General features: G+C 62.9%; 17 protein-coding genes and 1 tRNA gene. 5 read left to right on the plus strand and 13 right to left on the minus strand.

Going from position 1 to position 21,094, the window contains the following annotated elements; genetic code table 11:
* Positions 1-40: 40 nt before the first annotated feature.
* Complete coding sequence (locus ACNJX9_RS24500; protein WP_057758223.1) at positions 41-463, plus strand: hypothetical protein; 423 nt, start codon at positions 41-43, stop codon at positions 461-463.
* Here the strand turns inward: ACNJX9_RS24500 and ACNJX9_RS24505 are convergent.
* From ACNJX9_RS24505 to ACNJX9_RS24530, 6 genes are all read right to left on the minus strand, one after another.
* Entirely contained in the window at positions 451-1,266 is an 816-nt protein-coding gene (locus tag ACNJX9_RS24505) for an energy transducer TonB (protein WP_439404585.1), read from the minus strand. The two genes, ACNJX9_RS24500 and ACNJX9_RS24505, sit on opposite strands and share 13 nt — an antisense overlap.
* Before the next feature lie 10 nt (positions 1,267-1,276).
* Positions 1,277-1,738, minus strand: coding sequence for a TonB system transport protein ExbD (exbD, locus tag ACNJX9_RS24510; RefSeq protein WP_439404586.1), 462 nt, complete (start codon positions 1,736-1,738; stop codon positions 1,277-1,279).
* A 3-nt stretch (positions 1,739-1,741) separates the two neighbouring features.
* A complete protein-coding gene (gene exbB / locus ACNJX9_RS24515) occupies positions 1,742-2,776 on the minus strand; it encodes a tonB-system energizer ExbB (RefSeq protein ID WP_439404587.1) in 1,035 nt (344 codons plus the stop codon).
* Positions 2,773-3,462, minus strand: a complete 690-nt coding sequence (locus ACNJX9_RS24520) for a Fe2+-dependent dioxygenase (protein ID WP_439404588.1) — start codon at positions 3,460-3,462, stop codon at positions 2,773-2,775. The genes exbB and ACNJX9_RS24520 overlap by 4 nt, the downstream gene beginning before the upstream one ends.
* A gap of 20 nt (positions 3,463-3,482) precedes the next feature.
* Positions 3,483-6,044 (minus strand): TonB-dependent receptor, encoded by a 2,562-nt coding sequence (locus tag ACNJX9_RS24525; RefSeq protein WP_439404589.1) that lies wholly within the window; start codon positions 6,042-6,044, stop codon positions 3,483-3,485.
* A 337-nt stretch (positions 6,045-6,381) separates the two neighbouring features.
* Positions 6,382-6,621 (minus strand): hypothetical protein, encoded by a 240-nt coding sequence (locus ACNJX9_RS24530; RefSeq protein ID WP_271603162.1) that lies wholly within the window; start codon positions 6,619-6,621, stop codon positions 6,382-6,384.
* A gap of 390 nt (positions 6,622-7,011) precedes the next feature.
* On the opposite strand from ACNJX9_RS24530, the gene ACNJX9_RS24535 reads away from it, so the two are divergent.
* The 3 genes from ACNJX9_RS24535 to ACNJX9_RS24545 all read left to right on the plus strand — a co-directional run bounded on the left by ACNJX9_RS24535 (position 7,012) and on the right by ACNJX9_RS24545 (position 11,957).
* Complete coding sequence (locus ACNJX9_RS24535; RefSeq protein WP_439404590.1) at positions 7,012-8,187, plus strand: efflux RND transporter periplasmic adaptor subunit; 1,176 nt, start codon at positions 7,012-7,014, stop codon at positions 8,185-8,187.
* Positions 8,184-11,324 carry a multidrug efflux RND transporter permease subunit gene (locus ACNJX9_RS24540; RefSeq protein WP_057758240.1) on the plus strand — a complete coding sequence of 1,047 codons (3,141 nt, stop codon included), beginning with the start codon at positions 8,184-8,186 and terminating at the stop codon, positions 11,322-11,324. Before ACNJX9_RS24535 ends, ACNJX9_RS24540 begins: the two co-directional genes overlap by 4 nt.
* A gap of 63 nt (positions 11,325-11,387) precedes the next feature.
* On the plus strand, positions 11,388-11,957 hold the full coding sequence (locus tag ACNJX9_RS24545; protein ID WP_439404592.1) for an invasion associated locus B family protein: 570 nt from the start codon (positions 11,388-11,390) through the stop codon (positions 11,955-11,957).
* 19 nt (positions 11,958-11,976) lie between these two features.
* Here ACNJX9_RS24545 and ACNJX9_RS24550 read toward each other — a convergent pair whose 3' ends face one another.
* The 7 genes from ACNJX9_RS24550 to ACNJX9_RS24580 all read right to left on the minus strand — a co-directional run bounded on the left by ACNJX9_RS24550 (position 11,977) and on the right by ACNJX9_RS24580 (position 20,773).
* Positions 11,977-12,840, minus strand: coding sequence for an FkbM family methyltransferase (locus tag ACNJX9_RS24550; RefSeq protein WP_439404594.1), 864 nt, complete (start codon positions 12,838-12,840; stop codon positions 11,977-11,979).
* Positions 12,841-12,905: 65 nt separating this feature from the next.
* Entirely contained in the window at positions 12,906-14,912 is a 2,007-nt protein-coding gene (locus tag ACNJX9_RS24555) for an O-linked N-acetylglucosamine transferase family protein (protein WP_439404595.1), read from the minus strand.
* A 257-nt stretch (positions 14,913-15,169) separates the two neighbouring features.
* Positions 15,170-16,651 carry a porin gene (locus tag ACNJX9_RS24560; protein ID WP_439404596.1) on the minus strand — a complete coding sequence of 494 codons (1,482 nt, stop codon included), beginning with the start codon at positions 16,649-16,651 and terminating at the stop codon, positions 15,170-15,172.
* Positions 16,652-17,358: 707 nt separating this feature from the next.
* Positions 17,359-17,432: transfer RNA gene (locus tag ACNJX9_RS24565), tRNA-Gln, on the minus strand.
* Positions 17,433-17,701: 269 nt separating this feature from the next.
* Positions 17,702-18,727 (minus strand): 4-hydroxythreonine-4-phosphate dehydrogenase PdxA, encoded by a 1,026-nt coding sequence (gene pdxA / locus ACNJX9_RS24570; RefSeq protein ID WP_057758250.1) that lies wholly within the window; start codon positions 18,725-18,727, stop codon positions 17,702-17,704.
* The gene (locus ACNJX9_RS24575; protein ID WP_439404598.1) at positions 18,724-19,830 is read right to left on the minus strand and encodes a four-carbon acid sugar kinase family protein; all 1,107 of its coding nucleotides are present in this window, start codon (positions 19,828-19,830) and stop codon (positions 18,724-18,726) included. Before ACNJX9_RS24575 ends, pdxA begins: the two co-directional genes overlap by 4 nt.
* A gap of 22 nt (positions 19,831-19,852) precedes the next feature.
* The gene (locus tag ACNJX9_RS24580; RefSeq protein ID WP_439410119.1) at positions 19,853-20,773 is read right to left on the minus strand and encodes a dihydrodipicolinate synthase family protein; all 921 of its coding nucleotides are present in this window, start codon (positions 20,771-20,773) and stop codon (positions 19,853-19,855) included.
* 90 nt (positions 20,774-20,863) lie between these two features.
* Between ACNJX9_RS24580 and ACNJX9_RS24585 the strand changes: the two genes are divergently transcribed.
* Positions 20,864-21,082 (plus strand): hypothetical protein, encoded by a 219-nt coding sequence (locus ACNJX9_RS24585; RefSeq protein ID WP_057758252.1) that lies wholly within the window; start codon positions 20,864-20,866, stop codon positions 21,080-21,082.
* Positions 21,083-21,094 lie beyond the last annotated feature (12 nt).

Below are 21,094 nucleotides of genomic sequence, written 5' to 3' on the forward strand. Positions count from 1 at the left end.
AGCCGAAGGGCTAGAGGCCAACTTGGTCAAAGCTGCCGATATGCTGATCGCGCGTCGCGCGGACACCCGTGCCCGCGCCGATTTCGCCACCTGGAAGATGATGGCCAAGCTGAACGGGTTGTCGGCGCTGCCCCCTGACGCACAGGGCTTCCTGGACGGCTACAAGAAGCTGCTGGAGCGGATGAGCGAGGCTGAGGCGACAGAGGCGGCCATCGCCGAGGTCTACAAATCCTACTATCTTGAGATGGGCGGCGGTGGGAACCCGCCCGACGTCCGCACGCGGCCGGCCGAACCGGCAAGGGACAATGTTACCGCTTTCCGGCGCCCGGCTCCCAAGCCGAAAAAGACCGGCTTCTTCGGGGCGGCGACGGTCGGAGGAACCCAGAAACGCCCGCTGCCGGTGGCGCTGATCTTCGCCTGCCTGGTCGTGGTCTATGTCGGGATCAAGTTCTACTGGCGCTGAGCGCTATCAGCCGGTTTCGACGGCTTCTTGAAATTCACCGGCAGGCTGAAGGCGAATTGATCGTCGGTCAACTCGGCCGGCGGAACCGGCACCGGATCCGACCGGCGCACCATGGAAATGGCCGCATCGTCGAAGGCGGGATCCCCTGAGGACTCCGCGACATTGACGGACACGACATTGCCGCGCCGGTTCAGGACCAGGCTGAGCGTGACCGTCGTCGTCTTGATCTTGTCCTTGGGATAGCGCTTGTGAATCTCGAAATAGGCGCTGATCCGCTTGCCCCACTCGGCGGTCAGCTTGCGGATGTCCTTGCCGATACCCTGATGGGGCGCGGCCGCCTTCTCGTCCTCGCGCGCGTCCTCGTTCAGTGCCTGCCTTGCCGATTCCTGGGCGTTCGGCATCTCCTCGACGGCCTGGGTCTCGACCTTGGCCACCTTCGTGGTGTCCTCCACCGGCTTCTTGGAGTCATTCTCGGTGACGAGGCGGTCCGGATCCTCGGCCTCCTGGGGGATTTCCTTCGGCAGATCGGTCTCCTTGAGCTCGGCCTGCTGCTGCATCTGCTGCGGCTGGTACTGCGAGGCTTCGCTGTCCGGACCGGGCGGCAGATCCGTCTCGGGAAGCTTCGGTGAGGTCATTTCGACGGCGTATTCCGCGCCGTTAGCGCCGAGGCCGTCGTCACCGTCATCGGCACGTAGGTTGGCGAGCGCCAGCGCGGCCCCGCCAAGATGCAGGCCAACCGCTACGACAGCGGCCACGATCCACAACGGCCGCGAGGATTTTGCCTCGAACACAGGGTCGGTCATCGCGCCGCCATCAGGGTTGGACTGCCCCTTGCGCCGGCCCGGCCGCCGCAGGAGGTGCCTCTAGCGCCACCAGCTTGATCCGAGAATAGCCGCCGGATCGCAGGATTTCCATCACGCCCATCAACTCGCCGTACGGCACCGCCTTGTCGGCGCGCACGAACAGATATTTGTCCTTGCTCATATCGGCGACGGCATCGAGCGAGCTGACGAGGTCGGTGCGCTTGACCGGATTCTCTCCGATCGCCAGCGTCAGATCGGGCTTGATGCTGACATAGGTCGGCTTGTCCGGCTTCTTCTGCGGCTGCGCGCTCGACGTCGGCAGGTCGATCGGCAGATCGACCGTCGACAGCGGAGCTGCGACCATGAAGATGATCAGCAGCACCAGGATGACGTCGATGAACGGCGTGACGTTGATGTCATGCGTTTCGGAGAAATCGTCGTCGTCATCATTCTCGGTGAGCGAGACAGCCATGGCTTACTCCGCCGCGTGCGAATGCGCGCTGCCATGGCTGCGGTCGAGATCGCGCGACAACAGCCGGGCGGCGGCGCCCGAGGCGCGGCTGACGAGCTCGAGATAGCCCTTCGTCACGCGCGAGAAGTGATTGTAGATGATGACGGCAGGAATAGCGGCGACGAGACCGATGGCAGTGGCGAGCAGCGCCTCGGCGATGCCGGGGGCAACCACAGCAAGATTGGTCGTCTGCGACTTCGAGATGCCGATAAAACTGTTCATGATGCCCCAGACGGTGCCGAACAGACCGACGAACGGTGACGTCGAACCGATGGTCGCAAGCACACCCATACCGACGCGGATGCGCCGCGCTTCCGCGCGCACGATCTCGGCGAAGCTCGACGCTGCACGCTCCTTGATGCCGCCGTCGCTGGACAGGCCCGCCGACATCCGCGCTTCACGCAGCGCGGCACTCAGGAAGGACGGCAGGATGCCCTGCTTGGTGCCGAGCGCCATCTGGGCTTCCGCGAGCGACCGCGCCTCTGCAATCCTCTTCAGCGCCGAACGAAGCCTCGTGGAGGCGATCGAGAGCTCGATCGATTTTGCGATGAAGACGGTCCAGGTCACGAGCGAGGCGAAGGCAAGCCCGATCATGACCGCCTTCACGATGACGTCCGCCGACATGAACATCACCCAGGGCGACAATTCCTTCATGGCCGGCGCGATGCCGGCCTTTGGCGCTGGCTCGGATGCCGGGGCGATGGCAGCCTCGGTCGCGGGAGCGCTGGGCGTCGCGGCCATGCGCGCCGCAGCCGTGGGCGACGCAGCCGTGGGCGTGGCAGCCGTGGCGGCTGCGGTCGAAGGCGCCGCGGTAGCGCTTGGTTGCGCCGCGGTAGCGGCAGTGGCCGGCGCCGGCAGGGCCGCCGCAGGTGCAGGCGCTGTGGGCCGAGCCTGCGACGCCGCCTGGGGTTGTGTCTGGGCAGCAGCAGGCGCTGTGAACCAGGTGGCCGCGAGCAGCGCGGTTGCAACGAGGCTTGCGTGGAAAGATGCGAACTTCATACTTCGGCCCAGTTGCGAATGAGGTTGTGATAGATACCCGTCAATTTGATCGTTTCGGGATCGTCGCGCCCGAGCCGTGCCACCAGCGCCTGAATGGCGGTGTCGAGGTCAAAGATCATGCTGCGGGCTTGATCGTCCCGTATCATGCTCTGGAGCCAGAAGAAAGACGCAACCCGGGCCCCCCTCGTCACCGGGGTGACCAGATGCAGGCTGGTCGAGGGATAGAGCACGCAGTCCCCAGCCGGCAACTTCACTTCGTGCGAACCGTAGGTGTCCTCGATCACAAGTTCGCCACCATCGTAATCTTCGGGCTCGGTGAGGAATAACGTGACCGACAGATCGGTGCGAATGCGAAGGCCGGTCAGGCGGTCGCCGCGGATCGCGTTGTCGACATGCAGGCCGAAATAGTGGCCGCTGTCCGCCGCATAGCGGTTGAACAGCGGCGGAAAGATCTGGAGCGGGATTGCGGCCGCGAGGAACCGCGGGTTCGCCGTCAGCGCCGAGATGATGCGATGGCCGAGCTTGCGCGCGACCTCACCGTCCGGCGGCAACTGCTCGTTGCGCTTGACCATGGCTGACTGCGCGCCCGCCGTGGAACGGCCGTCTTCCCATTCGCTGGCATCCATGATGCGGCGAAACTCCGCCACATCATCCTTGCTCAGGACGCCTTCAATGCATGTCAGCATGGCACCTCGTCATCTTCCCATCAGTAGCGCGCCGAGATCACGAAATAGGCGGCGCGTCCGGGTGCTTCCAGCACGAAGGGCGCGGCGCTCTGGTACAGCGCGTCGTAGTAGCGCTTGTCGAAGATGTTGTTGACGAACAGCTTCAGACGCCAGTTCTTGTTGATCTTGGCTTCCGCGAACGCATCAAAGCGCCAGTAGCTCGGAATCGACGTGCCCTGGTTGGCCGCGAGCAAAGTGCCGCCATAGATCTTGGAGCGGTATACCGCCTGCCCGCCGAGCTCCCAGGTGTCGTTGAGCTGGTACTTCGAGAGCAGGCTGAACGACTCGTGCGCGATGTTGGCAAGCGGACGCCCGACATTGGAGGCGTAGAGTGTCGTATTGGCCGGCGGGGCCAGGGACTTCGTCACCTCCGACTGCATCAGCACGAGGCCGCCGAACACGCTCCATTTGTCCGAGATCTTGCCACCCACCCCGAGATCGATGCCGCGGACGCGATAGGCAGCGCCCGCCGTGATGCACGACACGGTCTTTGCCGGAGCCACGGGGGCGAAGGTACAGCCAAGCGCCGCCGCCGCCGCAGTGCTGCCGACGTTCTGCGCCTCGCGCGCGTTTTCCTTGGTCGTCTCGAACAGCGCGGCAGTCAGCAGCAGGTGGCGATCGAACAACTCCCATTTGGTGCCGAGCTCTATGGCCTTGTTCTTTTCGGGCCCGAAGATCTGGTTGTTGCCACCGGCCAGATTTGGATTGATGCCGCCATAGGCGGTGCTGGTGCCGTCGAACTCCGAGCCCACGGGATTCGCCGAGGTCGCATAGGCGGCATAAACGCTGCCGTTGGGCAGCGGCTTCAGCGTGAGGCCGAGGTTGTAATCCGGAACCAGGAATTGCGCGGACTGCTGCCCGAAAGCACCCGCCGCCGTGAAAGCCGATGTCTTGATGCTGTAATCGTCATAGCGGAAACCGCCGTTGAGGATGAGGACATCGCGATAATTCGCGCTGTCCATGACGTAGCCGCTGATGGTTTCAATCCCAATCTTGGTCGGCCTGCCGGTCAGGCCCCCCGGTATCGGGAACGGATTGTCGGTGGCCTGCGGATAAAACACGCTGACGCCGGACGTCGATCCCGAACCGGTGAAAGGCGTCGTCCCGGTCGTGATCTCCGAGCCAAGCCCGGTGTAAGTGTCAATCGACGATCGCTCGTTGTCGTATTCGATGCCTGCAAGCAACGTGTGCCTGAAGCCGGCATGATCGTCGAACTTGTACGTCGCCTCGGTCTGGTTGGCGAACACGTCGGTGGCCTGGTAGCGGCTCTGAGGGTTGGCGCTCACAGTATAGGCCGTGAACGGAGCGCCCGCGGCCAGCGTCGGCGATTCCGGCAGTGTGCCGATGTAGTTCTGCGTCGAGTGCGATTCCCGGATCTTGTTGGTGAGCAGCAGATCGGGCGTGACCTGAACTTCCGCATTGATCGTGCCGATATCCTGGCCGGTCCGGTAGAAATCGCGATTGACGAAGCCGTAGAAATTATTCCGGTTGACCCCGAAGTCCGGGAAAGGCCCGCCTGATGTCGACGACGTGCTCGGCCGATAATACGGCACGCCGAAATCGGGAATGCCCGTCAGCTCGGTGTGAATGTAATTGCCGGTGATCTTGATGGCGTCGGTCGGCTTCCAGGTCGTGGCGACGAAGGCGCCATCGCGATTGTCCTTGACGCGATCCCGCCCCGCAACGTCGGCATCCTGAAACAGGCCACCGGCGCGAACGGCGAGCGACGGGTTGATCACCTGGTTGACGTCGAGCGTGACACGCTTGGTCTGGTCGGTGCCAAACGTCGTGTCCATGTTGTAGAAGCTCTTCTCGGTCACGGCCTGCTTGGTGACGATGTTGATGGCGCCACCCGCCGTGCCGCGGCCCGCGAAGGACGACGCGGGACCGCGCAGGATCTCGACCTGCTCGGTGAAGAAGTTCTCGCGCACGCTCACGCCGGCATCGCGCACGCCGTCGATGAAGACGTCGTTGCGGGCGTCAAAGCCGCGGATGAAGAAGCGATCGCCGAAAGCGTTGCCGCCCTCGCCGGTGCCGAGCGTCACGCCGGCCGTGCTCAGGATCGCCTGCTTCAGCGTGGTGGCGCCCTTGTCCTCGAGGACTTCCTTGCTCAGCACCGTGATCGACTTCGGCGTATCGACCAGCTTCTCCGGAAACTTGCCGCCGGCCTGGACGTGATCGACTTTGTAGGGCGCAGCCGGATCTGCATAGGGATTGCTATCAGGCGACGGTGCGGCCGCATCGACGACCGGGGCCACTGCAGCCTGCTGACGTTGTTGTGCCGCACGCCGCAGCGCGTTGCGGGCGCGGACCTGATCGGGCGTCGGTTTCGCGGTGGTGGAGCGCGGCCGCTCCTTGGGTGCGTCGACGTTGACCGGCGGCAGACTTGTCTGCTGCGCTTGTGCTGCGCCCGATACCGACGCGACTGCGATCAGGCCTGCAACGGTGGAAGCAGTCTTGCCAGCCGCACCATCGAAATTGCCGACCAAAGCTTGCCGTGCCGCGGTCGAACGCAACGACCGCGGAGCCCTCGCCATACCCATCCTTACGCCCCATTCCAATTGCTGCAGTGTGTCGCGCCGTGACAGGGCGACGCACTGGTCGTATCGAGCGGGGCAATGAGGGTCAACGCAGTGACGGCATGAGCAACGTTGAATCCATCCAGATCAAAACGATTCTAAATTTGAGTTTGAAACCGTTCTAAGCTCGAGCTTGTAAGCGTTCTAAACTGAAGCCGATGTTTGTCCTTGCGATGCGCGGTTCGTGCATCGCGCTTTTGCGTCAAAGCACGGACGCCTGTCGCAGCAGGTATTGTCGCGCGACACGTTGATGCAGCGGGACATAGCGACACTCGTCTTCGCGCATCATCTTGCGCGGCCGTCAGTCGCTGCTCGGGGGCTTCATCAGCGAGAACAATTCATCGACGGTGCGCTGCGCGGTTGCACGCACGCGATCTGTGTTGTCCATGCCCACGATGTTGACGCCGCCAACGACGGCTTTGATCTCGTCGCGGAAGTCGGTGAGAAAGCGCAAGGGATCGCGCTGCTCATTGGCTACGCGCGCGATCAAGCCCGTAATCAGAATCTGGCACGCGATCAGCTTGCCGTTCAATTCGTCCATTCCGCACTCCTGACGTGGCGGCGCCGATATGAACGATGCTGGTTTTGGTGACAACCGAAACGCGACCGGGGCGGTTTAGAACCGTTCTCGCGAAGGCAAATGCGCCCGTACCAGCACAGCGCGTTCGCTGGCGTCCTCCATCGCAACGTCACGACGCCTGCGAGTATTCTCTGTCTCTTGCACGCTCCTCGCTCGTCACAAGAGAATGCAGCACTGCACACCGGCGCGTCACCCCGTTGCCTACGGGGTGCAAAGCTTTCCAATTGTTTAGGATTCTCAACTGATAGTGCTGTTTACACTGGAACTTGGCGTGTAATATACAAGCCTTGCTGGAACCCTTTGATTGCCCCGCCATTCGTTGTTTTGGGCATACAAGCCGATACACTCACAATGAAAAAGTCACGGCCGATCCTGTGGATTGTCATCATCGCAGCCGTGGCCGCCGGTGGCTATTACGGCTGGCAGCGATATCAGGCCGCGGAGGCCGGGAAAGCCCAGACTGCACAGAAGGGTGCGCCGCGCGCGCCCGCCGTGCCCGTCAGCATCGCGCCGGTCCAGAAGAGCGACTTCCCGGTTTACCTGACCGGTCTTGGCACCGTTCAGGGCTTCAACACCGTACAAGTCCGGACCCGGGTGGATGGCCAGATCGACAAGATCGCCTTCACCGAAGGCCAGATCGTCAAGCAGGGCGAGTTGCTGGTCTCGATCGATCCCCGCCCCTATCAAGCCACGCTCGACCAGGCCAAGGCCAAGAAGGCGCAGGACGAGGCTAGCCTGGCCAATGCCAATCTCGAGCTGCAGCGCGCGATGAAGCTCGGCGAATTCGCGACCGCACAGCGCGTCGATACCCAGCGCTCGACCGTCGCCCAGCTCACCGCCCAGATCGCCGCCGACGAAGCCGCCATCGCCAACGCGCAAACCCAGCTCGACTACACCCAGATCACGGCACCGATCACGGGCGTCGCCGGCCTGCGCCAGGTCGACATCGGCAACATCGTCAACGCCTCGAACCAGACCGGTGTCGTCACCATCGCTCAGGTCGAACCGATCACGGTGATCTTCACCGCGCCGGAGGACCAGCTGCCCTATATCAGCGAGGGCCAGAAATCCGGCGAGCTCAGGGTGATCGCGTTCACCACCGACGGCAAGAAGACGCTGGCCGAAGGCAAGCTTGCCGTCATCAACAACCAGGTTGATACGACCAGCGGGACGATCAGGTTGAAGGCGGTGTTCGACAACAAGGAGCACACGCTGTGGCCGGGACAATCGGTGTCGACGCGACTGCTGGTGCGGACGCTGAAAGACGCGACCATCGTTCCCGATGACGCGGTCCAGCATTCGACCAACGGCCTCTACGCCTATACCGTCAGCCAGGACAACAAGGCCGAGGTTCGCAAGATCAAGGTCGCCTATTCCATCGACGGACGCTCGGTCATCGAGGAAGGCTTGAGCCCCGGCCAGCAGGTGATCACCGGCGGCCAGTACAAGGTTCAGCCCGGCAGTCTGGTCTCGACGACTGTCGCGAGTTCGGATCCGGTCCAGAAAAACAAGGTTCAGCAGGAATGACCGAAGGCGGGATTTCGGCACCTTTCATCCGTTATCCCATCGGCACATCGCTGCTGATGGCCGGCATTCTTTTTGTCGGCCTCGTCGCCTATCCGCTGCTGCCGGTGGCGCCGCTGCCGCAGGTGGACTTCCCGACCATCCAGGTCACGGCCAATTTGCCGGGCGGCAGCCCGGAGACGATGGCCTCGTCGGTCGCCCAGCCGCTGGAGCGCCAGTTCGCCCAGATTCCCGGCATCGCGCAGATGACCTCGACGAGCTATCTGGGCACCGCCTCGATCACCATTCAGTTTGACCTCAACCGCAGCATCGATGGTGCGGCGAACGACGTGCAGGGCGCCATCAACGCCGCCAGCGGCCAATTGCCGAAGAACCTGCCCTCGCCGCCGACCTACCGCAAGGTAAACCCGGCCGACTCCCCGATCCTGCTGCTGTCGGCGACATCAGACACACTGCCCCTGACCACCGTCAGCGATTCGATCGACGCCCAGCTCGCCCAGCAGATCAGCCAGATCTCCGGCGTCGCACAGGTCTTCATCGGCGGCCAGCAGAAACCCTCGATCCGCATCCAGGTCGATCCGGCGAAGCTGGTCGCCAAGGGCCTGTCGATGGAGGACGTGCGTAGCCAGATCGCGATCACCACGGTCGACAGCCCGAAGGGCAATATCGACGGCGAGAAGCGCGCCTACACGATCTACGCCAACGATCAGCTCACCCAGTCCAAGGACTGGAACGACGTCATCATCGCATACCGCAACGGCGGCCCGCTGCGCATCCGCGACATCGGGCAGGCGGTCAGCGGCGCCGAGGATGCCAAGCAGGCGGCCTGGGCCAATGGCAAGCGCGGCGTATTCCTGGTCGTGTTCAAGCAGCCGGGCGCCAACGTCATCGAGACCGTCGACCGGATCAAGGCGACCCTGCCCCGCCTCGTCGCAGCCATCCCGCCCGCGATCAAGATCGAGCTCATCAGCGACCGCACCACCACCATTCGTGCCGCGGTCGAGGACGTGCAGTTCACGCTGCTGCTGACCATCGCCCTCGTGGTCATGGTCATCTTCGTGTTCCTGCGCAGCTTCTGGGCGACGGTGATTCCCACCATCACGGTTCCGCTGGCGCTGCTGGGTGCCTGCGCCCTGATGTGGGTGTTCGGCTATTCGCTCGACAATCTGTCGCTGATGGCGCTCACGATCGCGGTCGGCTTCGTGGTCGACGACGCCATCGTGATGCTGGAGAACATCACGCGTTACATCGAAGAAGGCGAAAAGCCGCTCGCGGCCGCCTTCAGAGGCTCCAAGGAGATCGGCTTCACCATCGTCTCGATCTCCATCTCGCTGGTCGCCGTGCTGATCCCACTGCTCCTGATGGGCGGCATCATCGGACGCCTGTTCCGCGAATTCGCGGTCGTGCTGGCGATGACGATCTTCGTGTCGATGTTCGTGTCGCTGACCCTGACGCCGATGATGGCCTCGCGCTTTCTGCGTGCCCATGGCGAAGTGAGCCACGGCAAATTCTACAAATGGAGCGAGGGCGCCTTCGACGCGATGCTGCGCGGCTACGAATGGGGGCTCGACCATGCCTTGGCCTGGCGGCGCACCACCCTGGTGGTCTTCTTCGCCACGCTTGGGCTGTCGATCTATCTGTTCGTCCTGATCCCGAAGGGCTTCTTCCCGCAGCAGGACGTCGGTCTGATAACGGCGACCTCGGAAGCTTCCCAGGACATTTCCTTCAAGGAGATGGTCAAGCGCCAGGAGCAGCTTGGCAAGATCATCCTCGCTGATCCCGACGTCGCTAGTGTTGCGATGTCGATCGGCGGCAGTGGCCGTGCCGGCAACAACGGCAACCTGTTCATCACGCTGAAGCCTCGCGACCAGCGTGTGGCGTCGGCCCAGGAAATCATCGCGCGGTTACGCCCAAAATTCGACAAGGTCGAGGGCGCCCGCCTGTACATGCAGGCAGCCCAGGACGTCCGTCTCGGCGGCCGTCCGACCCGTACCCAGTTCGAGTTCACATTGCAGGACGCCGACCTCGGCGAGCTGAACGAATGGGCGCCGAAAATCCTCGCCAAGATGCAGACGCTGCCAGAGCTGCGCGACGTCGCCACCGACCAGCAGACCCAGGGCACCACGGTCCAGCTCAAGATCAACCGTGACACCGCCTCGCGCTACGGCATCCAGCCGCAGCTGATCGACGACACCCTCTATGATGCCTTCGGACAGCGGCAGGTCACGCAGTATTTCACCCAGCTCAACACCTACAAGGTGATCCTGGAAATTCTGCCGGAGATGCAAGGCAACCTGGATTCGCTGAACAAGCTTTATCTGAAATCGCCGCTGACAGGCGACCAGGTGCCGCTGTCGACCTTCGCGACCTGGACCACCGATCCGGTCCGTCCGCTCTCGATCAGCCACCAGGGCCAATTCCCGGCGATCACGATCAGCTTCAACCTTGCCCAGGGCGTTGCGCTCGGACAGGCCACCCAGGCGGTTCAGAAGGCGATGGCCGATCTCGGCGCGCCGGCGACGCTGAATTCGAGCTTCCAAGGCACCGCGCAGGCGTTCCAGCAGTCGCTCGGCACCGTGCCGCTGCTGATCCTGGCCGCGCTCGTCGTGGTCTATCTGATCCTCGGCATCCTCTACGAGAGCTACATCCACCCGATCACGATTCTGTCGACCCTGCCCTCGGCCGGCGTCGGGGCGCTCATGATCCTCATGGCGGCTGGCTTCGACTTCAGCCTGATCGCCTTGATCGGAATCATCCTGCTGATCGGCATCGTGAAGAAGAACGGCATCATGATGGTCGACTTCGCCATCGCCGCCGAGCGCGATGAGCACAAGACGCCGGAGGAATCGATCCGGCAGGCCGCGCTGCTGCGCTTCCGCCCGATCATGATGACGACGATGGCAGCATTGCTGGGCGGCGTGCCGCTGATGCTCGGCCACGGCACCGGCGCCGAGATCCGCCAGCCGCTCGGCTACGCCATGGTCGGCGGCCTCATCGTCAGCCAAGCGCTGACGCTGTTCACCACACCGGTGGTCTATCTCTATCTCGACAAATTCTCCAACCTGTTCAAGGGCGGCTCGGCCGACGAGGATGGGCTCGCGACGTCGGAGCACGGCACCGTCAAGGAAGCCGCCGAGTAAGCTTGCGTCGCGACATCCGCGACGCTACAGCCAAGCCTCGGTTCACGCCAACGCGGTCACGCCATGCCCACGCAATCCAGACTTGTCGCCCTTGCCGCCGCTGTTCTGTTGTCGACGGGCGCTGCGTCTGCCCAGCAGGGCAGCAAGAAGAACGCGGCTTCCCCTGCCCCCGCCGCCCAGCCGACGCCTGCACCAACCCAACCGCAGGCCGAGAGCACGCCGCCTCAGCCCGGCTGGATCGCGCGCTGCACCAGTGCGAGCCGCGACGCCCCGCTCGAATGCGCGATCGAGCAGAACGCAGTGCTGACCAAGACCGGCCAGACCATCGTCTTGATCAACATCCGCGTCGCGCCCGACACCCGCACGCCGGTTGCGCTGCTGCAGCTGCCGCTCGGCCTCAATCTCCCGCTCGGCGCCAAGCTTCAGGTCGACGAAGGCAAGACGATCGATCTGCAGATCCAGACCTGCGAGAACCGCGGCTGCTATGCCTCGACGCCGATCGCGCCCGACCTGCTCGCGAGCCTTCGCTCGGGCAAGCAGCTGAAGGTCTCCTTTCAGAACATGGCCAAGGAGACGATCGCGATCCCGATGCCGTTGAACGACTTCGCCGCGGCCTACGACAAGATCAAGTAATTCGCGCGGCCAGCTCTGATCAGGGTTGCGGAAGCTGGATGGACGCCATGTAGTCGCGGATCGACCGATCAGGGATCGACTTGCGCGCAATCAGGTGATGAATACAGTTCGCAGCAAGGTCGAATGAGCGGTAGCAATGATGAGCGATCATTGCCAGATGCTTGAGTTGCTCGACCGTCATGTCAGCCGGCCGCATGAAGTTTCGCACATAGACGATATCGGCCTCCAGCAGCTGGTTCATCGCCGCGTAGGGATTGGATGGGTCGCTCAAAGGCGCGATCATACGCCGGTTGATGGCCGTAAAGGCGTGAGGAACGAACCCCTGCCTGCGCAATTCGCCATCGATATCGCCGAATGTCGGCTGCTCCTTGTAAAGGCAAAGAAACGAGACCTCCGTTTGAATGGCGACGGCCTGCTTCAGCTTCTGCCGCCCGCTTCCGAAGACAGCCAGCTCGGAGCCCTGAACGTCGATTTTCAGGAAATCCAGATCCCGGATCTCGGCGATATCGTCGAGCCGGCGGGTCTGGACCGGATGTTCGCTGACCACGGTGCCCCATTCGGAAAATTTCGCAAAATGCGACAGCACATTCTGATCCGGAAGTAGCAGGCTCGTCATTCCCGGGATTCGGCACAGACGCAGCTTTGCCTTGTGCCCATTCCCAACGACATAATGATAGTAGCTCTCGAGGTCGCTCTTGCGGGCATTGAGCTCTGCAAGCGCTTCGTCCTGCGGTTCAAAGCCAACGACGGTGCAAAGTCTTCGTTGCAGCATCGCCTTGTAGGGCGGATCGCCATCGATCGGATTGGCCCCGATATCAACGACCGAGGTCAGCCGTGCCGGCCGGATGAGATCATGTAAAAAGTCCGGTTCGTTGTCAGTCATTTCAGGACAAGCCCATGGAAGGAATGACATGAGGCTTCAGGCCAAGGGCGACCTCATGATGAGATTTAGACGGCAAATGAGGCCGGCGCTTCTCCGGCGCAATGCCGACGCCACATTTCATTGAAGGCCTTTTCGATGTGCCGCGTCATGCGGGCCGTATCGAACAGCGGCCAAGTGGTCCGCTGCGACGCCAGCTTGCTCTTAAGCACGGTTCGAAGTTCGGAATCATGCGCGATTCGAAGCGCCAAGCTCTCATAGTCGTTCAGCGATTGCGTCACCAGTTCGGGTAGGCCGACAGCGTTCAGGATGCTGGCTGCAACGCGTCCCGCAAAGGCGCTGCCGAGGCAGGTCACGACCGGCAAGCCAGCCCAAAGTGCATCACTGGCACCGGTGTGGGCATTGTAGGGCAATGTATCCAAGAACAGATCGGCGAGTTGGTGGCGCACCAGGTGCGCGTCTGCCGGCGCGTGTGGGGCGAACACGATCCTCTCTGCCGCGATGCCGCGCGCAACGGCCTCACGCTTCAGGTTCTCCCTGGCGATCGGATCGCCATCAAGCAGCCAGAGGACGCTGCCGGCGGTCTTGGCAAGCAGCCTCATCCAGACATCGAACAGCACCGGCGTGATCTTGGACGTTCTGTTGAACGCACAGTAGACGAATGCATCGTCCGGCAGTCCGACCTCGCTTCGAGCCGGTACACTTGCAAGCGATCGCCTCGCGTCGGTTGCCTGATAGCTGTCCGGAAGATAAATCACCTTCTCGGCGTAGTGCTTCTGCTCTGCTTCGGGCACGATGATTCGGTCGGCCATAACGTAGTCCACGTAGGATGCGCCCATCGTGCCGGGGTAGCCGAGATAGTTGACCTGGATGGGAGCCGCCCGGTGCGCCAGGATCCTCGGCCGCGCGCCGGCCGTGAAGCCTCCGAGATCGACGAGAACATCGATGTCGAGCCGGCGTATCAGCTCGACCACGCCCTCATCGGGAAGATGGCTGACGTCTTCGAAGCGCTCGAATGCTGCCTTCAGGCGGCCGCGCACCTCGCTCCGGTCGTCGGGCCCGTACGAAATGGCGCTGATCTCGAAACGCTCGCGGTCGTGCTCCTCGATGACCCCGACCATCAGATGACCAATGGCGTGATTGCGAAGATCGGCAGACATGTACCCGATCCGCAGCCGGGAAGCCGGTGACGGCGTTCTTGGTTTCGCCGCACCTCGTTCCGGCGCGACGTTGGCGACGAATGTCTTCGCACAGGCCAATTGGCGTGCGGGAGACGACGAGGCATGAAGGAACATGAAGGGATCGACCGCGACGCCGGATTCGACGGCCTCGTCCAGGCCGGCCTGTTCACGTTCGAAATCGCGCCAGTCGGCGCGCTTCCGCCTGGCGTCAACGAGCTTGCTCAACGCGAATGGGAAGGCCTTGTTCAGTGCGACAGTTCTTTCGAGCGCTCCAATCGCTTCGTCGTGTCGGCCCATTTGGCCAAGGACCTCAGACAAGACGAAATGGAGCTGTGGATTCGACGGTGCGAGCGCGACGGCACGTTGGTAGCTGTCATGCGCGTCGTCGAGCTGACCGAGCTGCTGAAACGCACTGCCCCGGTTTGCGAACGCCGCACTCGATGGCGCGATCGCAATGGCGCGATCGAATTCCGCGATGGCTCCGTGAAGCTCCTTCCGTGCAAGCAGGATCGCTCCGCGATTGAGATGCGCATCCGCAAAGTTCGGCGACAGGGCAATCGCTTTCGCAAGCCAGTCGAGCGCATCGTCTGTTTTGTCCAATGCACGCAGCACATTGGCATAGTTGAAAAGAACGTCGGGATTGCCGGCATCGACGCGGGCGGCCTTCTTGAGCAATGGCTCGGCGTCTGAGAAATTGCCACGCTGAGCATGCAACAGCCCCAGCATATGCAGCGCCACAGAATGCGTTTTGCTGCCCTTCAGGACGGTTGCATAGACCCGCTCTGCCTCCAACAGATTGCCCGAACGGTGCGCCGCAATTGCCTGGTCCAGAATAGCCGACGAATGGAGTGAGGAGGAGGCCGAAGCTCCCTTGTTGCGGCTCTGCTGCGACATGCGACTGGGGTTCCGGACTCCGATGACGGGTCTGTTTTCTGTTGAACTGGTGCAAAAAACTCTAGTTGCCTTTGCTGCAGAGAACAACGGCCGTGCCGTTGCGCTGCAAGGCATGAAATGACCGCGCGCGTGTCGATTTCGACCAATTCGTTTGGCCTTTCGATCCTTCGCGCGGCGAGGATGTTCAAAGTGACACGCAAAAAAATAGGCCCCCAGCGAAACCGCTGGGGGCCTTTGTTATCGGCTCAGGACTGAGCTTAGAAGTTACGCTGAGCGCGGAGGAGCAGGGCGACCGAGTCCTGGTCCTTCAGCTCATAGAGAGCTGCCGGCTTGGCAGCGGCCGCAAGGCCCGGGCTCGCGATGGTGCCCGAGTACTTCTGGTCAAGACGCGACCAGCTCACGTCCGCCGTGAAGGCCAGGTTCTTCACCGGGGTCCACACGGTGTTGACACCGATCACAGCGAAGTTGAAGTCCGGGTTGCAGTTGCCGGTGAGGCCGAGCAGCGTGACCATGTTCGCGCAGATCGCAGCCTTGCCGCCGGAACCGTACTGAATGGCGCCGTAGCCACCATAGATGGCGCTCGCCCAGTTCGGGCTCCAGTTGTGGGTGTAGCCACCGCGGAAGCCCCAGGACTTGACGGATTCGATGCCAGAGCCGGTGGTGTAGACACCATCAGCAATGCCGGCGAAGCCGAGGCCCTGATAGGCAATGCCGCTACCGCTGTACATGAAGAAGGTCTGCGGGAACAGGCTCTGGAAGTTGTAGCGGCTCGCACCGTCGGTGTAGACCGCCTGCAAGTTGATCGAGTCACCCGCGCCAGTCGGGATGTTCTTGATCGACAACGATCCCTGGACCGCCCAGCCCCACTTGTCGCCCGGGTGACCCGTGGGTTCCGTCGCGCCGTAGTAGGCAGCATGCATGTCATGCGCGGCAACCGAGATCTGGGCCAGACCCCAGGCCTGGTCGACACGGATCGCACCGGTGATGTCGGGCGAGCGCGTACCACCCCAGTTGTTGTTGCCGTACGAACCGGTGATCATGCCGGCCGCGGTTGCGCCGGACAGATTCCAGAGGTTCGACTGACCACCAGCCGAGGTCGTTTCGTCCTCGAGGGCGATCGAGCCGGTGATGCCCTGGCCGAAGTCAGCGGTATAGGCGACCTGGTTGATACCGGTCACGTGGTTGGAACCGCCCGGAAGGGTATCGGGACCGCCAGCCGGATAGCTCTGCCACGGAGCGTCGAAGATCGAGACCGTACGGCCGAAGGTGAAGCCGGCGAACTGGATGAACGCATGGTACAGGCCGAGCGACGCCGAAGTGTTAGGCGTACCATTGAGGGTCGACGGGTTGCTGTTGCTGACAGCTTGCGTATCCCAGGTGAAGACCATGTCGGCGAAGGTGCGAACCACGCCGTACTCGGTCGCCGTGCGCGTATCGACCGTGAGGTCCATACGAGCGCGCATGCCCCAGTAGTTCGTCAGACGGTTGTTCGAACCCTGGTTCGCGCCCTGACGGAAGCCATAGTCGCCGCCCTGGGCCCAGTAGTCAGCACGCACGTAGCCGCCGAACTTGATGCAGGTATCGGTGCCCGGCATGTAGTAGAAACCCGCACCGTACAGCGAGCAGATCTTCACGTATTCGACCGCCTTGGCCTTCACGGGGAGATCGGCTGCTTGAGCTCCGCCCACGGCGATCAGACCCGCCGCTGAGCCGAGCAAAAGGCTCTTAACCAACTTCATGTTAAACCTCCAAGTTGCTCTTCAGGGAAGGTCACTGACCCGAACGGCCAATTCCCCAACCCCCTTTAAATCACCGCTTTGGCCGCCTTCGCGTCTTCGGACACACCCGCATGAACGCGAGGGACTTAAGCGAAAGACCTAAACGGGACGACCTTGGGATGCCCCCCTCCGTCGCCCGATCACCATGATGGATGGCCGATGCACACGCAACATCCGAACGGGCCCAAACACCGCCGAACAATCCGAATCCGGGCAGGTGTTGCACAAAAATCACGCAGCTTTTTTTGGACCAAGGTCGAATAACCAATTGATTTTACTTCATAAAATATCGATCACAGCTGCGTGACGCCCAAGGTCCTGAATGGAACCCGTCGCTATGGGGGTCGGCAGGCGAACCCTGGAGACCACGCTTCCGGGCTTGGAAGGTCGAATCGGGCCGCGCGGGATGAGCGCTCCGCGCCGCACGTCATCGCAGTGACGACGAAGACGTTCACGCGCTTTTTCAAATCATTACGTGTCGCGCGGACGCATTATTCGCGAGCCGTATTTGCGCGGCGGGTGAATATCGCAGCTATGCGAATGCGAACGGCCATGGCGCTGGTCGTTCCCAACACGATGCGTTGCTGAACAGAGATTGTCGGACGAGGATGGTGACCGCGTTCGCGCTCGGCGGATCAATGGACGATCCCGGTCGGGAATCTGACGCTTGGCTGGGGAACCTGGATTCGAACCAAGACAAACAGAGTCAGAGTCTGTTGTGCTACCGTTACACCATTCCCCAACGGAATAGCCGAACAAATTCAACGTCTTACTGATTTGTCCGACTGTGGCCGGCAGCGCGGTTTGCGCAAATCGCGGCTCAGGCGTGCAGCCTTCTACCTGCTCAGCCATAGGCTGGCAAGCGCGGCTGTGCATCTGGGGGATCGCACGACGATTCGCACTTGCCGGATTGATCGAACGCGAGTTCGGCGGGTTCGTGCCGCCGCCGTCGCTCGCGCGCGGCGGCGACGGCTAGAACGCGATGAGATTGGGACCAATCATCATCGCGCTTCAGGAAGCGCCGGCGGCAAGACGCTCGGCATAATCAATGGCCTCGATCAGGCTGTGCTCGTTGGCGATGCCCCTGCCGGCAATGTCGAAAGCGGTGCCGTGATCGACCGAGGTGCGGATGATCGGCAGGCCCAGCGTAATGTTGACGCCTGAGAGTTCCTGCCAGCGACCGGTCGTGGGATCGACTTGGAAGCCGAGCAGTTTTACGGGAATGTGCCCCTGGTCGTGATACATCGCGACCGCTGCATCGAACTGGCCGGCGCGCAGCTTGACGAAGATGGTGTCGCCCGGCACGGGGCCGACGACGTCCAGACCATCGGCGACGGCTTTGGCGATCGTCGGCGCGGAAATGTCGATATCCTGCCGGCCGAAAAGACCGCCCTCGCCGGCATGCGGATTGAGCGCGGCGATCGCGATCTTGGGCTTCGCAATGCCGAGCCGACGCAGCGCGTCATTGGTGAGATCAATCACCATGCGCAGTCGCTCCGGGGTCAGACGCTTCGGCACGTCCTCCAGCGCCACATGGGTCGAGACATGGCTGACGCGCATGTTGCCATGGGCGAGCAACATCACCGAGCCGCGCACGCCGGTGAGATGCGCCAGCATCTCGGTATGGCCCGGGAAGTGGTAGCCGGCCTTGTTGAGCGCTTCCTTGTTCAGGGGCGCCGTGACGATCGCCGCGGTGCGGCCGGACTGCGTCAGCCGGACGCCCTGCTCGATCGCCTTATAGGCAAAGCGGCCGCCATCGGCACTGAGAACGCCCGGCTTGATCGGATCGCCTTCGGCGTCGGCTTGCAGGTAGCAGAGATTGGGCCAGTCGCGATCGTCGGCGGTGACTTCCGGGATCGCAACGTTGGCGCCGAGCGCAGCCTTCGCGCCATCCAGCGCCGCGCCGCTGCCGATGATGAGCAGGCGGAGATCGCCTCTGGCAATCCGTTCTTTCAATCCGACGCAGGCCTTGACGATGATCTCCGGCCCGATTCCGGCGGGATCGCCCATGGTGACGGCGAGGTGACGAGAGGTCATGTCGGACTCTCCAAGTTGAGCAAATGATTGTCCCGCAGCAGATCGCGCCACAACTCGCGCGCGCCGAATGCGCCGGATTTCGAGATGACATCGACGCCGGCCCAGCGGCCACCCTGCAGCGTCGAGCGGGGCAGGCCGGGCACGATGCGACCCGTAACCTGAAGCGCATTCGCACCGAGCGCAACGCATACGGCCTTCAAGGTCTCGCCGCCGGCAACGATCAGGGTTCCCGGCGGATCGAGGGCGGCGGTGAGCGCCGTCAATTCGCGAGCGATCCGCTGCGCGGCCTCGGCGCGCGACAGGTCATCGGGAAGCGCGAATTTCACAAAGGCCACGCCGCCGTCTTCGAGTTTGCGCTGAACGCGCTTGCTGCTTTCACCTTCGGCCAACGAAATTGTCGCCTCACCGCACGCTGCAAGCTGCGCTGCGGTTGCGGCTTGATCCGAGCCGAACAATCCGAGCACGGGCCGCTTAAGCTCAGGCGAAGCATCGGCGCGATGACTGCGCGCAAGCGCACCGGCCAAACCGCCGCTGCCGCACCAGAGCACAGGTCCCGGCAGGCGTCGCCCCATCTCGGCGACGCGGTCGAGATCGAGGTCGCTCTCAGCGTCGAAGACCTGAACACCGCCCTGTGACAGCGTGTCGGAACAACCCCGCTGCGCCGCGATGCCCTCCTGCCTTAGCTGGTCCAGCAGATTGTCGCCAACACGATGCCAGTCGCCCTGCACGGTGCGCGCATATTGCTGGCCATCGACTGTGCGGCGTCCCTGATAGTCGAAAGCAGGTGCGACCACGCAAGACGCCCAATGGCCGGTGTTCAGGCAAGCGCCGAGTTCGGCCGCCCACGCACCACGAAGCAGGCTGTCGACTTTCTTGTAGGCGATATCGCCGTCCTGAAGCAGCGGCGCCAGCCGAGTGACGATCTCGACACTCTCGGCCTTCGAACGCTCACGAGTGCCGCTGTCGATGGCCAGGCTCCGCGAGACTGACGCAGCGGACGCCTCCGACCAGATCACGTCGAACGGCCCGCACAGGCCGACGAACTCCGCCGCGGCGTCGAGCGCGCCGGTCAGATCGTCGGCCAGCATACGGACGCGCGTCATCGCCATGCCTTGCCGTCAGCCTCTAAGCGGCTTTCGCGAATGCTGCGGCACTCGCGAGCAATTCTTTCACTTGAGCAGCCGGCAAGGTCTCAAGCGGCGGCCGCAGCCGCTGCCAGCCGGCGTGACCTGTGCGCTCGGCCAGCAGCGCCTTGAGCGACGGCATCTGCGCGAAGCGCGAGACCAACTCGCGCGCCTTGACGATGCGCGCCTGCGCTGCAGCGAGGCTTGCATCGCCGTCGCTGTCGCGGAAATGCTTGAAGACATAGGCAAGGTCGCGGGCGACGAGGTTCGAGGTCGCGGTGATGCAGCCCGCGCCGCCCTTGCGCAGCAGCGGCAGCAGCAGCGGGTCGGCGCCCGTCAGCACCGCAAAGCCCGGGAAACGCTCGACCATCGCGGTCATGTTGGCGAAGTCGCCCGAGGAATCCTTGATGCCGACGATGGTCGACGGATAGTCCTTGCGCAGCCGCTCGATCAGCGCATGCGAGATCGGCTGCATCGACATCTGCGGGATGTGATAGAGCACGATCCTGAGCCTGGGATTGGCGATGCGCTGGATGATCTCGCTGTAGGCGGCATAGACGCCGCCGTCGCTGACGTTCTTGTAATAGAACGGCGGCAGCATCACCACGGTCTCGACGCCGACCGACAGCGCGTGGCGCGTCAACGCAACAGTCTCGGTGAAGGCCGCGACGCCGGTGCCCGGCAGCAACTGGTTGGGCTTGATGCCGCCAGCGATCACGGCCTCCAACAATGCGGTCCGCTCGGAGACCGAGAAGGAGTTCGCCTCCCCCGTCGTGCCGAGCATCGCGATGGCGTCGCAGCCTTCTTCCAGCAGATAGCGGCAATGCGCGATGAAGCGCGCGTGATCAGGCGCGAGCTCGGCGTCGAGCGGCGTCAGCGCGGCGGAGAAAACGCCATGCGGATGCAAGGACTGTGAGTGCACGGAGTTGGGTTGCAGCGATAATGTCGACAAAGCTTCCTCCGATCGTTGGATCGACGTTGCTCGAAATGCGAACATCCGTGATCTGATCCGTTGGTAAGAGCCGGCCGCCGCGGCGTCAACGGCCGCGGCCGTCATGGCAGGGCATTCGGGCACGGCCAAGGTCGAGAACAAGGCGGCGAAGCGCTCATCGTCACCGTGGACGTGATGCGTACGACATGCCGACCGTTCCGCGAGCAGGCGCCGCTGCAGCTGATGCGGCTGCCGGGCCCGGTGCAGGATCTCGCCATCGGGCCGGAACTATTGCGATGATCGCGGGATGCG

It is taken from the genome of Bradyrhizobium sp. BLXBL-03 (assembly GCF_051853015.1).
GTDB classification, from domain to species: Bacteria; Pseudomonadota; Alphaproteobacteria; order Rhizobiales; family Xanthobacteraceae; genus Bradyrhizobium; species Bradyrhizobium manausense.

Coding starts and splice junctions, on each gene's coding strand:
- ACNJX9_RS24530 (WP_271603162.1), bottom strand. CDS start 6,621: ATGGACGAATTGAACGGCAAGCTGATCGCGTGCCAGATTCTGATTACG.
- ACNJX9_RS24505 (WP_439404585.1), bottom strand. CDS start 1,266: ATGACCGACCCTGTGTTCGAGGCAAAATCCTCGCGGCCGTTGTGGATC.
- ACNJX9_RS24575 (WP_439404598.1), bottom strand. CDS start 19,830: ATGACGCGCGTCCGTATGCTGGCCGACGATCTGACCGGCGCGCTCGAC.
- ACNJX9_RS24525 (WP_439404589.1), bottom strand. CDS start 6,044: ATGGGTATGGCGAGGGCTCCGCGGTCGTTGCGTTCGACCGCGGCACGG.
- ACNJX9_RS24540 (WP_057758240.1), top strand. CDS start 8,184: ATGACCGAAGGCGGGATTTCGGCACCTTTCATCCGTTATCCCATCGGC.
- ACNJX9_RS24560 (WP_439404596.1), bottom strand. CDS start 16,651: ATGAAGTTGGTTAAGAGCCTTTTGCTCGGCTCAGCGGCGGGTCTGATC.
- ACNJX9_RS24545 (WP_439404592.1), top strand. CDS start 11,388: ATGCCCACGCAATCCAGACTTGTCGCCCTTGCCGCCGCTGTTCTGTTG.
- ACNJX9_RS24550 (WP_439404594.1), bottom strand. CDS start 12,840: ATGACTGACAACGAACCGGACTTTTTACATGATCTCATCCGGCCGGCA.
- ACNJX9_RS24555 (WP_439404595.1), bottom strand. CDS start 14,912: ATGTCGCAGCAGAGCCGCAACAAGGGAGCTTCGGCCTCCTCCTCACTC.
- ACNJX9_RS24535 (WP_439404590.1), top strand. CDS start 7,012: ATGAAAAAGTCACGGCCGATCCTGTGGATTGTCATCATCGCAGCCGTG.
- ACNJX9_RS24500 (WP_057758223.1), top strand. CDS start 41: ATGCTGATCGCGCGTCGCGCGGACACCCGTGCCCGCGCCGATTTCGCC.
- exbB (WP_439404587.1), bottom strand. CDS start 2,776: ATGAAGTTCGCATCTTTCCACGCAAGCCTCGTTGCAACCGCGCTGCTC.
- pdxA (WP_057758250.1), bottom strand. CDS start 18,727: ATGACCTCTCGTCACCTCGCCGTCACCATGGGCGATCCCGCCGGAATC.
- exbD (WP_439404586.1), bottom strand. CDS start 1,738: ATGGCTGTCTCGCTCACCGAGAATGATGACGACGACGATTTCTCCGAA.
- ACNJX9_RS24520 (WP_439404588.1), bottom strand. CDS start 3,462: ATGCTGACATGCATTGAAGGCGTCCTGAGCAAGGATGATGTGGCGGAG.